The organism is Mesorhizobium sp. B2-3-15 (assembly GCF_006442875.1).
In the GTDB taxonomy this organism is placed as follows: Bacteria; Pseudomonadota; Alphaproteobacteria; order Rhizobiales; family Rhizobiaceae; genus Mesorhizobium; species Mesorhizobium australicum.
In genome coordinates this window covers 126,949-140,762 of the sequence record NZ_VFVO01000016.1, presented here as the reverse complement: position 1 = coordinate 140,762, position 13,814 = coordinate 126,949, and the positions used below count along the sequence as shown (strand labels likewise).

General features: G+C 63.6%; 21 protein-coding genes. 7 read left to right on the top strand and 14 right to left on the bottom strand.

Annotated elements, in window-relative coordinates; genetic code table 11:
* Positions 1-181: 181 nt before the first annotated feature.
* Entirely contained in the window at positions 182-793 is a 612-nt protein-coding gene (locus FJ954_RS27755) for a TetR/AcrR family transcriptional regulator (protein ID WP_140664806.1), read from the bottom strand.
* A 200-nt stretch (positions 794-993) separates the two neighbouring features.
* On the opposite strand from FJ954_RS27755, the gene FJ954_RS27750 reads away from it, so the two are divergent.
* Together FJ954_RS27750 and FJ954_RS27745 are read left to right on the top strand one after the other, a co-directional pair.
* A complete protein-coding gene (locus FJ954_RS27750; RefSeq protein ID WP_140664804.1) occupies positions 994-1,449 on the top strand; it encodes an OsmC family protein in 456 nt (151 codons plus the stop codon).
* Positions 1,446-1,832 (top strand): nuclear transport factor 2 family protein, encoded by a 387-nt coding sequence (locus FJ954_RS27745; RefSeq protein ID WP_140664801.1) that lies wholly within the window; start codon positions 1,446-1,448, stop codon positions 1,830-1,832. Before FJ954_RS27750 ends, FJ954_RS27745 begins: the two co-directional genes overlap by 4 nt.
* Before the next feature lie 14 nt (positions 1,833-1,846).
* On the opposite strand, the gene FJ954_RS27740 is transcribed toward FJ954_RS27745, so the two are convergent.
* The 8 genes from FJ954_RS27740 to FJ954_RS27705 all read right to left on the bottom strand — a co-directional run bounded on the left by FJ954_RS27740 (position 1,847) and on the right by FJ954_RS27705 (position 6,175).
* On the bottom strand, positions 1,847-2,458 hold the full coding sequence (locus tag FJ954_RS27740; protein ID WP_023795263.1) for a LysE family translocator: 612 nt from the start codon (positions 2,456-2,458) through the stop codon (positions 1,847-1,849).
* Between the two features lie 192 nt (positions 2,459-2,650).
* Positions 2,651-2,938, bottom strand: a complete 288-nt coding sequence (locus FJ954_RS27735) for a YkgJ family cysteine cluster protein (RefSeq protein ID WP_015318393.1) — start codon at positions 2,936-2,938, stop codon at positions 2,651-2,653.
* Positions 2,939-3,038: 100 nt separating this feature from the next.
* The gene (locus tag FJ954_RS27730) at positions 3,039-3,206 is read right to left on the bottom strand and encodes a hypothetical protein (RefSeq protein ID WP_140664798.1); all 168 of its coding nucleotides are present in this window, start codon (positions 3,204-3,206) and stop codon (positions 3,039-3,041) included.
* Between the two features lies 1 nt (position 3,207).
* The gene (locus FJ954_RS27725) at positions 3,208-3,615 is read right to left on the bottom strand and encodes a hypothetical protein (RefSeq protein WP_140617157.1); all 408 of its coding nucleotides are present in this window, start codon (positions 3,613-3,615) and stop codon (positions 3,208-3,210) included.
* Positions 3,615-3,842, bottom strand: coding sequence for a hypothetical protein (locus tag FJ954_RS27720; protein WP_015318396.1), 228 nt, complete (start codon positions 3,840-3,842; stop codon positions 3,615-3,617). Before FJ954_RS27720 ends, FJ954_RS27725 begins: the two co-directional genes overlap by 1 nt.
* 342 nt (positions 3,843-4,184) lie before the next feature.
* Positions 4,185-4,394, bottom strand: a complete 210-nt coding sequence (locus FJ954_RS27715; protein WP_010915421.1) for a cold-shock protein — start codon at positions 4,392-4,394, stop codon at positions 4,185-4,187.
* A 276-nt stretch (positions 4,395-4,670) separates the two neighbouring features.
* The gene (locus tag FJ954_RS27710) at positions 4,671-5,423 is read right to left on the bottom strand and encodes an SDR family NAD(P)-dependent oxidoreductase (RefSeq protein ID WP_015318397.1); all 753 of its coding nucleotides are present in this window, start codon (positions 5,421-5,423) and stop codon (positions 4,671-4,673) included.
* 83 nt (positions 5,424-5,506) lie between these two features.
* On the bottom strand, positions 5,507-6,175 hold the full coding sequence (locus tag FJ954_RS27705) for a glutathione S-transferase family protein (protein ID WP_140664795.1): 669 nt from the start codon (positions 6,173-6,175) through the stop codon (positions 5,507-5,509).
* A gap of 167 nt (positions 6,176-6,342) precedes the next feature.
* On the opposite strand from FJ954_RS27705, the gene FJ954_RS27700 reads away from it, so the two are divergent.
* Positions 6,343-6,528 (top strand): CsbD family protein, encoded by a 186-nt coding sequence (locus FJ954_RS27700; protein ID WP_015318399.1) that lies wholly within the window; start codon positions 6,343-6,345, stop codon positions 6,526-6,528.
* 27 nt (positions 6,529-6,555) lie between these two features.
* Here the strand turns inward: FJ954_RS27700 and FJ954_RS27695 are convergent, their stop codons facing one another.
* Both FJ954_RS27695 and FJ954_RS27690 read right to left on the bottom strand, forming a co-directional pair.
* Positions 6,556-7,689, bottom strand: coding sequence for a metallophosphoesterase (locus FJ954_RS27695; protein WP_140664793.1), 1,134 nt, complete (start codon positions 7,687-7,689; stop codon positions 6,556-6,558).
* A 73-nt stretch (positions 7,690-7,762) separates the two neighbouring features.
* Positions 7,763-8,395 carry a TetR/AcrR family transcriptional regulator gene (locus FJ954_RS27690; protein ID WP_181177933.1) on the bottom strand — a complete coding sequence of 211 codons (633 nt, stop codon included), beginning with the start codon at positions 8,393-8,395 and terminating at the stop codon, positions 7,763-7,765.
* Between the two features lie 149 nt (positions 8,396-8,544).
* On the opposite strand from FJ954_RS27690, the gene FJ954_RS27685 reads away from it, so the two are divergent.
* Positions 8,545-9,318 carry an NIPSNAP family protein gene (locus FJ954_RS27685; protein ID WP_140664787.1) on the top strand — a complete coding sequence of 258 codons (774 nt, stop codon included), beginning with the start codon at positions 8,545-8,547 and terminating at the stop codon, positions 9,316-9,318.
* Here FJ954_RS27685 and FJ954_RS27680 read toward each other — a convergent pair whose 3' ends face one another.
* Both FJ954_RS27680 and choX read right to left on the bottom strand, forming a co-directional pair.
* Positions 9,319-10,152: an alpha/beta hydrolase gene (locus FJ954_RS27680; protein ID WP_246681162.1), complete on the bottom strand. Its 834-nt coding sequence runs from the start codon at positions 10,150-10,152 to the stop codon at positions 9,319-9,321. It lies immediately after the preceding gene.
* Positions 10,149-11,081, bottom strand: a complete 933-nt coding sequence (gene choX / locus FJ954_RS27675; protein ID WP_140664785.1) for a choline ABC transporter substrate-binding protein — start codon at positions 11,079-11,081, stop codon at positions 10,149-10,151. The genes FJ954_RS27680 and choX overlap by 4 nt, the downstream gene beginning before the upstream one ends.
* A 77-nt stretch (positions 11,082-11,158) precedes the next feature.
* Here choX and betI point away from each other — a divergent pair, with 77 nt between their 5' ends.
* The 3 genes from betI to FJ954_RS32170 all read left to right on the top strand — a co-directional run bounded on the left by betI (position 11,159) and on the right by FJ954_RS32170 (position 12,749).
* Complete coding sequence (gene betI, locus FJ954_RS27670) at positions 11,159-11,797, top strand: transcriptional regulator BetI (protein WP_140664782.1); 639 nt, start codon at positions 11,159-11,161, stop codon at positions 11,795-11,797.
* A 180-nt stretch (positions 11,798-11,977) separates the two neighbouring features.
* Positions 11,978-12,652: an SDR family oxidoreductase gene (locus FJ954_RS27665; RefSeq protein ID WP_246681164.1), complete on the top strand. Its 675-nt coding sequence runs from the start codon at positions 11,978-11,980 to the stop codon at positions 12,650-12,652.
* Positions 12,576-12,749 carry an SDR family oxidoreductase gene (locus FJ954_RS32170; RefSeq protein WP_246681163.1) on the top strand — a complete coding sequence of 58 codons (174 nt, stop codon included), beginning with the start codon at positions 12,576-12,578 and terminating at the stop codon, positions 12,747-12,749. The genes FJ954_RS27665 and FJ954_RS32170 overlap by 77 nt, the downstream gene beginning before the upstream one ends.
* A gap of 12 nt (positions 12,750-12,761) precedes the next feature.
* Here FJ954_RS32170 and FJ954_RS27660 read toward each other — a convergent pair whose 3' ends face one another.
* Positions 12,762-13,727, bottom strand: coding sequence for a LysR family transcriptional regulator (locus FJ954_RS27660; RefSeq protein ID WP_015318402.1), 966 nt, complete (start codon positions 13,725-13,727; stop codon positions 12,762-12,764).
* Positions 13,728-13,814: the final 87 nt, after the last annotated feature.

Here is a 13,814-nt window from a genome sequence, read left to right as displayed (position 1 = left end):
GAAGTCCATAAAGCACGCCCATGAATCCAAGTTGCTCAAGCCCGCAAGCGGGCTTGAGTGGCGGCATGGACTTCTAATCCACGCTTCCATCTGCATTCAGCTACCGAAGGGCGGCCCTCGAGGTCGCCCTTTTCTTTTCGTCTTGAGGCTGGTGCTCCACCGCAGTCAGTTGGGATACCGGTCAGACAGCGGTAGTCTCCGCCCGCTGTGCCACCTTGCCGGCGAGCACGGCCTGCTCGATAAGGATGGCCACCTCATCGGCCACTGCGTTGAGCGATGAGCGGTCGCGGGTGGCGCGGGCAATCACCATCAAGCCTTCCAGCGAAGACTCGACCAGCAACGCCAGTGCCTGCGCGCGACGCTCGGGCACTCCTGCCCTGACGAAAGCCTCACGCAGCAAGCCGATCCACTGTTCGAAGGCCGAGCGGCACAGTTCGACAAGGTCGGGCACATCGCCTGGCGAGTCCAGCACGACCGGCGCGACCGGGCAGCCGAGTGAGAACTCATTGTCTTCCAGCATGCGTCCCACCGATTGATAGATGTGATGGATGGCGACGGCAGGGTCGCGTTCGGCGGCCAAAGCCTCGCCCAGACGCTCGGTTACCTCGGCGACGCTGGCGCGCGTCACCTCGACCACCAGTTGGTCCTTGCCGCCTGGGAAGTGGAAATAGAGCGAGCCGCGGGGTGCGCCGCTGGCGCTCAAAATGTCGTTGAGCGACGTGCCGTGATAGCCGCGCCGCCGCAATAGCAGTGCCGTCGCCTCGATCATCCGCGTGCGTGTGTCCGTCGCCATGTCAACCTCTGTCAGGAGTGCGCACTATAAGGCTTGCCCGAAATACGACAATCGGTCTACATAATATGTAAATCGGTCTACATATTTCAGAAGCAGAGAAGGATGAGTATCGGCGGAAAGGGCAAGACGGCGGCCTGGCTCGTGATGCATGAGGAAGCGGTCGCGGAGCCTTCATTTCATCAACCAGAGGAGAGACAGCAATGACAATTCGCGAAGCATCGGCCGAATGGCACGGCCCGCTCAAGGAAGGTTCCGGACGGCTCAGGCTGGGCAGCGGCGTGTTCGAGGGCGCCTACTCGTTCCCGTCCCGCTTCGAAAACGGCCCCGGCACCAATCCGGAGGAATTGATCGCGGCCGCTCATGCCGGCTGCTTCTCGATGGCGCTCACCGCCGTCCTCGGCAGTGAAGGTCATATCGCAAGGGACATCCACACGACCACCAAGGTGCATCTGGGCGCCACCGCGGCCGGGCCGACGATTACCCGCATTGAATTGGAGACGGAGGCGACCGTCCCCGGGCTCGCCGCCGCCGACTTCGAGCGGCTGGCGCAGTCGGCCAAGGCGGGATGTCTCGTGTCGCGGGCGCTGGCCGGCGTCGCCACGATCACGCTGAAAGCGAACCTCATAAGTCACCGAACGGAAGGAGAAATCGCATGACCCAGGAATTGATCATCGACATCACCGCGGCCAACCGCTCCGGCGAAACCGCTGAAATCATGCGGCGCTACAACGATGTGTTCCAGCGTCACGATCCCTCGGCTCTCGACGATCTGGTGGCGCAGGACTGCGTGATCGAGAACACCGCGCCGGCGCCGGACGGCGCGCGCCGCGCCGGCAAGGCAGCCTGCGTCGAGCTGTGGTCGGCGATCGCCACCGCACCCGGTACGCGCTTCGACCTCGAAGAGACTTTCGTGGCCGGCGACCGCGCCACCATCCGCTGGCGCTACTGGATGGCCGACGGCAATTCGCTGCGCGGCGTCAACCTGATGCGCGTCGCGGACGGGCGGATCGTCGAGGCGATGGGTTATGTCAAGGGCTAGACTAAGCGCCTCGATCACCTATCCGCCAGCGCCAGCTTGGCGCCGAGCATGACGAAGGCGCCGGCAAAAGTCCGGCGCATCCAGGTCAGCACCATTGGCCGCGACACGACATGGCTGCGAATCGACGCCGCGAAGATGCCGTAGCCGACAAAAACCACGAAGGTCAAAAACATGAAGACCGAGCTGAGCTCCAGCATCTTCGACAGTGCGTTGGGTTCGGTGGTGCTGACGAATTGCGGCAGGAAGGCGAAGAAGAAGATCGACAGTTTCGGATTGAGCACGTTGACGAGGATGCCGGTGGCGATCACCTTGCCGGCCGAGCGCGGCGCGACATTGTCGTCGACGCTCAGGCCGCCTTTTTCCTTCAGCGTGTTCCAGGCCATGTAGAGCAGATAGGCGACGCCCAGATATTTCAGCGTCTCGAAGGCGACAGCACTGGTGTGCAGCAGCGCCGCCAGGCCGGTGATGGCGGCCGCCATATGCGGGATGATGCCGAGCGTGCAGCCGAAGGCGGCAATGATCGAGGCCCGCGCACCACGCGAAAGCCCGGCGCTCAGCGTATAGAGTACGCCGGTGCCCGGCGAAGCCACGACGATCAGCGACGTCAACAGAAATTCGATGCTCACGATGATTTCCTCCGGCGCCCTACCCTGACGCAGCCTAGCCAGCAAGCGGGGTGCGCACAAGCGACAGTCATTACAGCATGTCGCGCCGACAGGATTCGCCAACCCGCTGTAAGCTTCCGATTTTATGCTTGTCGTCGTCCCGGAACCGAGGACACTTCCGGGCGACATGCATTCGCCGCCAGGAAGCCGCCGCTAAGAGGTGGAAAATCCGAGCGCCCGGCGCGCCATCAGGCACTCGTCGTCGCCAGGCATGCAGGCGCGGCAGACATCCGGGCGCAGGTCATAGATGGTGCAGGCGGTCGACTTGCCGACTTCGCCAGACAGGGCCGAACAGCGCACGCCGTCACAGCGCATGCCCGACAGGTCGGCCGCCACGTATTTTTCCGGGATGCGGTCGAGCTGCGCATCGTCCTCTGTCGAAAAGCGCGGCCACTCGGCTGAATAGGAACAGCACGCGCCGCAGCTCTGGCAATCGAACATAGGAGCGATGCCTGGTTGTGCCGACGGCAGGCTGGTCGTGGCTGCCTGGGCAAACGGCCCCGGCGCGGCGAGATTGCGATCGGCGTCCCGTGGCAAGGCGCTACTTCTTCTTGCTGGTCTTGCCCTTCGGTGCGTCCGCTGGCGACTTGAACAGATCGGTCGCTGCTTGGTCGGCGGAGGCGGCCTTCGGCGCGGCAACCGGCTTGGCCGGCTTTGCGGCGGGAGCCGGCGCTGCCGGCTGATCCTTGGCGGAGAATTTTATGGCCATTTCAATCCTCGTCGGCGAAACGCGATGATGGTGCGCGCGGATTGCGCAAGCGGCCGATCAATGCGGAAACCGCCGTGATGTTCATTTCCTCGGGCGACCAGTTCCTGGCTTCCGCGATGTGGTGCGCGGCCAGCTCACGATGCGTGCTGCCGCTATAGGCGGCATCCTGATAGGTGACCCGCTCATGGGTCTTGGCGTCTTCGCGGACATATTCGATGAGGTAGTTCGGGCACTCGGCCCGGCCGCGCACGCCGACGCGCACCTGGGCATCGCCATGGGCGCGCTTGCAGCGTTCGAGCTTTTCCAGCACGCGCCGGACATATTCGACCGGCTTGTCCAGGGTCTCGACCATGTCGGCAATGGTCGCATCGGCCGCGATTGGCGTTTGCGGTACGCGCTTGGTGGCCATCAGCGTTTTCCGGCTCGTTTCGGCAGCGCCGCGAGTGCCGCCGCTGCCGCCATCTCGTCGGCCTCCTTCTCCAGCCGCAGCTCGCGCAGGCGCGCGGTCTTGGCTTCCCGCGCTTCGCTGACGGCATCGCGCTCGGAAATGATGCGGTTAAGCGACATCGACTGTGTTTGCGTCTTGCTGAACAGCGACACGGCCGGATCGACGGCTGTCTTCGAATGGGCGGTCAAAATCTTTCTCCTGTCAGGAGCCTGGTGCCGATAGGACGAGACCGGGTCTTCGGTCGGGACCATGCACAAAGCGATGCGGCAGCGGATTCAAGATGCTGGAGCGTCCCTTAGCACGTTCAGCCCAATGCGCAGCGCATTTTCGGCGGCAACAAGCGTAAAATGAAAAAGGCCAGGCACCGCCTGACCTTCCCTGGGAGCGCCGCGCATCCAACTGGATGCACAAGGCAGCTCCTGATGGGCAGCAGAAGCCGTGGAAACTCAAGTTCCCGTAGCCATGCGCCCGAATTCGCCGTTCACCGGTGCCAGTACATCCGTGGTCACCGGGACGGCTGAATTCTTTCTTCAGGCCGCCTTCAACTGGTCGGCGGACATCTTGCCCGACTTGTTGTCGCGGACCATCTCGTAGCCGAGCTTCTGGCCCTCGACGATGTCGCGCATACCGGCGCGTTCCACGGCCGAGATGTGGACAAAAACGTCGGCGGAGCCGTCGTCAGGCTGAATAAAACCAAAACCCTTGGTGGCGTTGAACCACTTAACTGTGCCGGTGCTCATGACGAACCCTTTCCATGGCAAATATTCGTTCGCCGTCATGCGGATGCACAACGCCGTTTGTCTCGATTTTTGATGTGGGAAGTTCGTCAAAGGCGCGCCCGGAAGCGCGGATAACAAAAGTCAGTCAAACAAATATCGACGACTTTCTTCTACGCGTGTTTCAGACGCCTGTCAAATGTTGCGCCATCGATCCGAGAATTCGACGCCTGAAAGGACGTCATCTGGCCAACATCCATGGTGAACAAGCGCCCGCACCTGAGCGTTGCCGGCGGCCGCTCAGCGTTCCTGGTCGGTCGGTCTGATGACGATCTCGTTGACGTTGACGCGCGCCGGCTGGCCGACGGCATAGAGGATGGCGGCGGCGACATCCTCGGCGGTCAGCGCTTCCATCGTGGCGAGGCGCTGGTCCAGCCCCGCCTTCGAGGCAGCGTTGGTGATATGGTCGCCAAGCTCTGTGCGCACCAGGCCGGGCTCGATCACGGTGACGCGAACCTTGTCGGCATAGACTTCGCGCCGCAGTGATTCCGAAAAACCGACAACACCAAATTTGGTCGCCGCGTAACCGCTGGCGCCGGGATTGGCGACGCGGCCGGCGACCGACGAGACATTGACGATATGGCCCTTGGCAGCCTTGAGATGCGGCAGCGCCGCCTTGGTGACGCCCATCAGCGCCAGCAGGTTGAGTTCCACCATATGGCGCCAGTCATCGAGCGTTGCCTCCGCTGCCGGCGAGAGCAGCATCACGCCGGCATTGTTGACAAGAATGTCTAGCCGACCCCATTCGGCCACCACCTTCCCGACCATGGCCGCGACATCGTCATTGCTGGTGACGTCGGCCTCGATGCGCAAAGCCGTTCCGCCGATTTTTTCGATGCGGGCGGCCAGAGCTTCGAGCCTATCGACCCGACGGGCGGCGACCGCTACCCTTGCCCCGGCAGCAGCCAGTGCCGCAGCCGTCGCCTCGCCAATGCCCGAGGAAGCGCCGGTGACGAGAGCAACCTTGCCGGCAAGCATGGAAGAAACGGTCATTGCAACATCTCCAAAGGGCGCCGCGCCAATGCTCCTAGATAGGCCGTCCCGGTCAACGGGGAAGACCGCTTCGCAGACGGGTCCTATTCATCCGGCCCCGGCTCCGGCCACGGCTCCTTCGCCGCTTCCGCATACCATTGGCGCATCGCCGGCAGCGCGAGGATGGCGTCGACATAGGCCCTGGTATCGGGCGCCAGATCCCCACCATAGGTGTCGAAGCGGGTGACGACAGGCGCATACATGGCATCGGCCGCGGTGAAATGGCCGAACAGAAACGGGCCGCCCTTGCGGTGTTTCTCACGGCACTCGCGCCACAGCGCCTCGATGCGGGCGCGTTGCGCCTCGCCCTCGGCGTCGAGTGGCTTGTGGCCCTTTGGCCGCCGCAAATTCATCGGCCAGCCATAGCGGACTTCGCGAAAACCGGAATGCATCTCGGTCGCCGCCGAACGCGCCAGCGCCCGGGCGCCGATATCGGCCGGCCAGAGCTTTTTCTCCGGAAAGAGATCGGCGAGGTATTCAAGGATGGCAAGGGTTTCCCAGACCATTCCGCCAGTGTGGTTCAAGGGCTTGTGAACCAAGACAGGGACTTGACCTGTCGGCGACACGTTCGCCAGGTTGGCGGCGGTCTCGGGGGTGCGCAGCCGCACCAAGACCTCTTCGAACGGTATCTCCAGGTGCCGCATCGCCACCCAGGGCCTGAGCGACCAGGACGAGAAGCACTTGTTGCCGATATAGAGCGTGAATTCCGACATTTGTCCCCCTTGGCGGTTTGCTCCTTGCGGAGTGCGCTGGCCGGCACCCTAGCCTGCCGGCGCGGCGCCCGAAAGACACCCTGTTTCGCCGACATAAGCGGCGGCTGTCGGAACCGAAACCGTGCCGGCTCGTTTGCCAAGGCGAACCAAACCCGGGAGATGCGAAAATGGTGAACAAGGATCAGGTCGCCGGTGCGGCCAAGCAGGTAAAAGGCTCGGTCAAGCAAGCCGCCGGCAAAGTGACCGGCGATAGGCAGACGCAGGCAGAAGGCATGGCCGACAAGGCCACCGGCAAGGTGCAGAAGGCCTATGGCGACGCGAAGGACAAGGTCAAGAAATCGCTTGACCGCTGAGGAAAGGGCCGCGTCGAGCGGCCCTTTTCACGTCTTCAGCGATTTGCTGAAAGCGTTGGTGAAAATCACGGCGCCATGATCGTCGCCGGCTTCGCCCAGCACGACGTCCAGGCTGTCGCTGGTGACACGTGCCAAGGCGAAGCCGCCCATATAGGCGGCTTTCGGCTTGAAGAGATCGAGGCCGTCGCGTTGATAGATCATCGGCACCTCGTGCTGGTGACCGTGGAAGACGGCAACGACGTTGTAACCCTTCAGGGCGGCCAGCAAGGCCTGGCGGTCCGCATCGCTCCACCAATGCGGCGCGCCCTTGCCGTCATCGTCGAATGCTCTCTTGGCGGGGTCCCACCGCTCTATCGAAAAAGTATCCCAGCCATAGTGCTGGAACAGGATGACCGGGCGCCCATCCGCCGCATAAGTTGCGAGGTCCTGCTTGAGCCAAGGCAGGCTGCTGTCGGCGCCATGGCCGGTGTCGCCGGCGAAGCGATGGGTCTGCACCAGATGCAGGCCACCCCAGTCCCAGGAATAGCAGTCGGTGTCGACGTCGTAGCTGGTGGCCGGCACCGGCGGCTTGAAGAACACGCCGGCGCGATGATTGACCTCGACATAGTCGCGCATTTCACGCCGGTACCAGTCGACATGGTGCGGCGGGCCGTTCTGATCGAGGTCGTGATTGCCGAGCCCGACATAAACCGGAATGTGCACACGGTCGGGGCCCATGCCTTGCTGATAGCGCTGGCTGAACTGCAGAAGCTGGGTGCCTTCGCTGGGCTCGGTGATCTGGCCGCCGCCATCGTCGGTGATGTCACCGCCAACGACAAGGCCGAGCGGCGTGCCGATGCGGCTGCCGGCCGGCCGCAGGCCCGTGGCGATACCGTTGATCCGCGCCGGCCAATCCTTGTCACCGATGGCGTTCAACGCCGCGACGTTGCGCAGCAGCGCCGCGTCCGTCTTGCCTTCCAACTGGCAATTAGGGCTCAAGCCGCTCGCCATGCGGCAGGCATGGACGTCGGCGACGAACAGGAAGGTGGCGTCGACGGGCTGGATGCGCTGTCCGGTCTGGCCGAGCGCCGGACGCGAAAGCGTACCGGCAGCCGCAAGACCGGCGGCCTGCACCAGAAAGCCGCGTCGTGAGAACAATAGGGGCGGAAGGCGATTCATCATCGGCGGAATTCAGCACAAGCGGCGTCTGTCCGTCCAGTTGGTTGAGACATCGGCCGGCTGTGGCCTGCCTGCCTCAAATGCCGCCGTACCGGCGCAGCACCCTGCGACGTCGCCGCGCCACCGGCTCGCCCTGCGATGATGCCGCTTGCGAGGCGCTCCGCTCCAGCGCCGCTAGGCAATCGCGCAACGGGCCGGCGTCCTGCGCCGTCTTGGCCATCGACATGGCGCCGGAGTAGGCGGCGACCGCAAACACCGCAAAATGCTCGGGATCCGTGCCTTGCTCCCTGCCCTCCCGCTGGTCGGCCCTGATCTTGTCGGCGATCGCCTGGCGCCATGCCGAAAAGACGCCAACAAGGGCATTCCGAAATTCGGGATCGGCGAGCGACAGTTCATGCGCCAGATTGTTGAGGGGGCAGCCGCGCACGAAACCTTGTCGTTCCAGTTCCGCCGCCACGGCGTCGAACACTTGACGCACGCCCTCGCGCGCCGAGGCCGCCTGCCGCACCGGCGCGATCCACGTCTCCTCGACCGCCGCCGCCACGCGCTCGTCGATGACCGCCAGCGCCAGCGCCTTCTTGGTCGGGAAGTGATGATGCAACGCGCCACCGCTGACGCCTGCCGCCGCCATCAGGTCGCCGAGGCTGGAAGCATGATAGCCGCGTGCCTGAAACGCTGCCTCGGCGACATCGAGCACTTTGCGGCGCATGCCTTCGGGGTCGTTGATGCGTTTGCCTCGGACTCGCCCTGGCCGGATGTTGAGCTCTGCTGACATTGCCGAAGGATAGCATGTTGACAAAACAGGGCAACCGGTCTGTTTATAAACAGGACGATCAACCTGTTTTGGAGAACCCGCGGATGAGCCCGATCCCGAATGCCACGCCTAAGCCGGCGGTACTCGCCTCGCCGATCGTGGAATTGCGGCAGTACACGTTGAAGCCTGGCCGGCGCGAAACGTTGATCGATATCTTCGACACGCAGTTCATCGAAAGCCAGGAAGACGCGGGGATGACGATCATCGGCCAGTTCCGCGACCTGGACCGCCCCGATATGTTCGTCTGGATGCGCGGTTTCGAAAGCATGGATGCGCGCAAGCATGCTCTGAGCGCGTTTTATGACGGCCCCGTATGGGCGGCGCACCGCGACGCGGCCAACGCGACGATGATCGATTCCGACGATGTGCTGCTGCTGCGGCCGGCGTGGCCGGATGCCGGCTTCGATCTGTCGGGATTGCGCCGGCCAATGGCCGACATGGCCAAAAGCACAAGCGAACGAAGCGGGTTGCCCGGCCTGGTTGAGATTTCGATTCATCATTTGCGGCCGGGCATCGGCGCCGACTTCGCCGGGCGCTTCCAGGCGGAGATGGTTGCGCGGCTTGCCCAGACCGGCGCGCGCCTGCTTGGCGCCTTCCTGACGGAGCCGGCCGCAAACACCTTCCCGCGGCTACCCGTACGCGCCGGCGAAAACGTCTTTATCACCGTTGCCGGCTTCCCCGACGGCGATGCCCACGCCAGCCATCGCCTCGCCACTTCGCCGGCGTGGCAGGCGCTTGACCAGAACATGCAGGCCATTAGCATAAAGCCGGCCGAGACGTTGCGGCTGGTGCCCACGGCCCGATCGCTGTTGCGGTGATCAGCGGCCGGACAGCAGTCCCGCCATCGCCGAGGCGACAAAGGCCGGGTCCTCCCAATGGGGATTGTGACCGCAGTTCTGCGCCCAGACGAGACGGGATCCGGTCAGCGCGTCGGCCAAGGCCTGCTGGTGCGGCTCGTCGAATAGCGGATCGCAGGCGCCGGCGATGATCATTGCCTTGGCCCGCACGGCCCGTGCCTCGGCGGTCAGGTCGGTGATGCGGACTTCCTCCAGAATGGCACGCCAGCGGGCCGCAGGCATGGCGGAAGCTTCCGTCGCCAGGCCCGCGAGGAACGTCCGCGGCACCGAGGTTTGGCACGCATGCCACCAGGCAAAGAACGGGTCGGCCGGCGATATCGGATCGTGCAAGGCCAGGATGCCGACCGGCAACGCATGGTCAGGCGTGAAGCCGGGCTTCAGCGTGCTGGCCAGCACGACCAGGCCTCCGATCAAGTCCGGCTGCCGGGCGGCCAATGCAGTTGCCACCATGCCGCCCAGCGAGTGACCGATGACGACAGGCCGGTCCAGCCGCAGATGCCGGATCAACCCGGCAATATCCTCGGCGAAATCAGCGACGCGGTAGCCGCCGCCCGCCTGCGAGGCACCATGGCCGCGCAGATCGGGCATGATCAGCCGGCGGCCAGCCAAATGCGGCGCCAGCAGCGAAAAGCTGCGGCTGGTGTCGGTGAAACCATGGATCAGCAACAGCGGCGGCCCGGCACCGGCGATCTCGACATAGGCGATGTCGAGATCGCCGATATTGACCCATTGCTTGCGGCCAGCCCAGGCGTTCTGTTCCACACAGGCGATGGGCAAGGCGTCCGGCGGTCTCACAGGCCGAGCTTCTCCTTGACGGCGGCAAGACCAGGCTTGCCATCGAAAGTCGTGACACCGGCGAGCCAGGCATCGAGACGGTTCTTGTTCAGCGTGATCGCCTTCAGCGCCCCGTCCTCCGGCTTCATGCCGTCATTGATGAGGTAGCCCATGCCGACATTCTCGAAATCGATGTCGAAGACGAGATTCCTGAGGAACTGCGCCACGTTAGGACATTCCTGCAGGTAGCCCTTGCGGACCTGCGTCGTCACCGTCGCGGCGCCGAAATTCGGGCCAAAGAACTTGTCGCCGCCGGTCAGATACTTGAAGTCGTACATGGTATTCATCGGATGCGGCGCCCAGCCCTGGAAGACGATGAATTGCTTCTCCTTGATCTCGTAACCGACCTCCGACAGCATGCCGGCTTCGCTGGACTCGACCACGTGCCAGCCATCGAGGCCGAAGGCCGGATCGGCGATGGCGTCCATCATCAGCTGGTTGGAGCCGGGCTCGATGCCATACATCTTCTTGCCGAACTTGTCGGCGAACTTGTGCAGGTCGGAGACGTCCTTGACCCCTGCCTCCCAGACATAGGTCGGTACGGCGAACGTGTATTTGGCGCCGACGAGATTGACACGCACATTCTCGATCGAGCCGTCCTTCTTGTAGGGTTCGTAATAGGTGACCATCGCCGGGTCCCAGTAGCCCAGGAACAGGTCGAGATCCCGGTTCTTCATGCCTTCGTAGATGACGTTGATGCCCAGCACCTCGCTCTGTGGCTGATAGCCGAGCGCTTGCAGGAGCACATTGCCCACACCCGTGGTGAAAGCGAGATCGTTCCAGCCGGGCTCGGCCATGCGGACCACACGGCATTGCTCGGCGTCGGCCGCCTGGGCAGCCTGCGAGGCCAAGGCCAGCGCGGCCAGACAGCTTGCAAGGACACGCACCATTTCCGTTCTCCTTATTGTGTTGACCCATCGGTCTTTTTATTGTCCCATGGGTCAATGATTGATCTCGCGGGGCGAAAATGTCAACATGGATTCGTGAGGCATGGAACAATCTCGTGAAACTGAAACGCCTTGGCGACATACGCCGAAAGGAATTGCGCCAGGCGGCCTTCGCGGTTCTGGAGCGCGAAGGCATTGCGGGGGCGACGCTGGAAAAAGTCGCCGCCCATGCAGGCGCCTCCAAAGGCATCGTGCTGCACTATTTCCGCAACAAGCAGGAATTGTTCGAGCACGCCATGCGCGAGGCCAACGCAGTCCTATGCAACGCGGTGGTCGCAAGGCTTCGCCGGGCGCGGACTTCGATGGAACGCCTGGACGCGGTGATCGAGGGCAATTTCGAGGAGCATCTCTTCCTGCCGCCCCTATGCCATGCCTGGCTTTCGCTCTGCGCCGAGGTGCCGCGCGATGAAAAGCTGGCGCGCATCCAGAAGGTGATCCATGGGCGCATGCGCTCGAACCTGTTGTCCGGCCTGCGCGGCCTCGCCTCACCTGGGGAGGCCGACGACATCGCGCTTGGCGTCACGGCCTTGATAGACGGACTCTGGCTTCGGCTCGGCCTGCAGCCGGGCAGCGTCTCGCGCGAACAGGCGATCCGGCAGGTCAAGGGCTATGTCGCCGCGCGGCTGGCTACTCAGGAGCGCTCCACCGCCAGCGCGTGAAACCGACCCGCACGTCGTCCGGTTTTCGCGCTGCGACGGGTCTCAGGCCAGCCGGCCGTCGGGCGCTTGCGCCGGACGCCGGCCGAAGTTCATACCCTGGGATAGCCTGATGACTTGACCCCGTCACGGACATGCGGTGCGATCCCTCTGTTTGATGGCAAACGCATGGTGAGGTGCGTGATGAGGCTTCACGGCAAGCGGACGTTGATCACCGGCGGATCGGATGGCATCGGCCTGGCGATCGCCGAGGCATTCCTGCACGAGGGTGCCGATGTCCTGATCGTGGGCCGCGACGCGGGCAAACTCGACACCGCTCGCCAGAAGCTGATGGCCCTCGGCTCGATAGGCATGGTGGCGACATTGTCGGCCGACCTCGCCACCAGCCCCGGCCTCGCAGCGGTCGTCGAGCAGGCGAAAGAATCCGGCCGGCCACTCGACGTTCTCGTCAACAATGCCGGTGTCGCCTATCTCGTGCCGTTCGAGAGTGTCAGCGAGGCACAGTTCCAGCACTCTTTCGCGCTCAATGTGACGGCGGCGTTCTTCCTCACCCAGGGGCTGCTGCCGCATCTCGGTGCAGGTGCATCCGTCATCAACATCTCCTCTTATTTCGCCAACAAGATGATCCCGAAACGGCCATCAAGCCTCTACTCCCTGTCCAAAGGCGCGTTGAACTCGCTGACCAAATCGCTGGCCTTCGAACTCGGTCCGCGCGGCATCCGCGTCAACGCAATCGCACCCGGTACGGGATACCGCAATGCGGCGCAAGACCGTCGACAACCTGCCGGCCGAGGCACAGGCGGAACTGAAAGCCTATGTCGAGCGCAGCTATCCTCTCGGCCGCATCGGCCGGCCTGACGACCTCGCCGGGATGGCGGTCTATCCCGCCAGCGACGAGGCTGGCTGGACCAGTGGCGGCATCTTTGCCGTCGACGGCGGCTACACGGCGGGGTGAACTGCCTGGCCGCTATGGCGCGGCAACTTCACCAGCGGCGCTTTCCACAAATCCAAGAGCGCCCACAACGTCCAGGATCTGAAGGCGAATCCAGCGATGAGGGGGCTCGTCGTCTCGGCGTGCGTGCCAGTACATCCTGATTTCAGGAACGGCGATGGGAAGTGGCGGCTCGAAGATGGCGAGAGGCAGGGTCTTGGCTGCCCAAACCGCGAACTGCCTGGGAACCGCGGAAAGGTAGTTTCCGTTTGCGACGGCCAACGCGACAGCCTGAAAGTGAGGCAGTGCCAAGCTCACACGGCGGCTTCGCCCGATTTTGCGGAGCGCCTCGTCGGTGGAGCCCGACATCGAGCCGTCAATAGAGCGAAGAACGTGCGGCAGTTCGCAAAAAAGCTCAAGCGGAATAGGCTCGCCCCCTGCGATCCCCGCCAGTCTGATCGCAGCATTGTTTTGCGCCGCAATGATTGCGAATGGCGAATGGAACAGCGGTACGCTGGAGACCCAATCCAAGACCTCCAGCGGACGTTCGAGAGCCACATCGATTTCATCGTCCTGGAGCAGACGCGAAACATCGCCTCGCGCGCTATCGAGAAACCGTAACGACGCATGCGGCGCGATAGCCGCGACGCGCACCGCCAGTGTCGGCATCAGTAGCATGGAAAAGAAGTCCGCCCCCATGAGCGTGAAGGTTCGCTCAAGTTCCGCCGGATTGAACGAATGCGCCGAATGAAAGGCGCGTTCGATCTCGCGCAGTGCGGCGCGCACCGGCTCCGTCAGGCTTTCGGCGCGCGGGGTCGGCACCATGTCGTTGCCGCGCCGCACGAACAACTGGTCGTTGAGGACATGACGCAGGCGATTGAGCGCGGCGCTCACGGCGGGCTGGCTCAGCCCGATCTGCTCGCCGGCGCGCGTCACGCTTCGTTCGCGCAAAAGCGCGTCGAGCACCCTGACCAGATTGAGGTCGAGCGCATTTAAATTCATGGCATCAATCCGCCCCATACGATCATTGGATTTCCATCGGCGGCATGCACCTGATCAGATCCTTCCGACCGCGACCCGTCCGAAGGC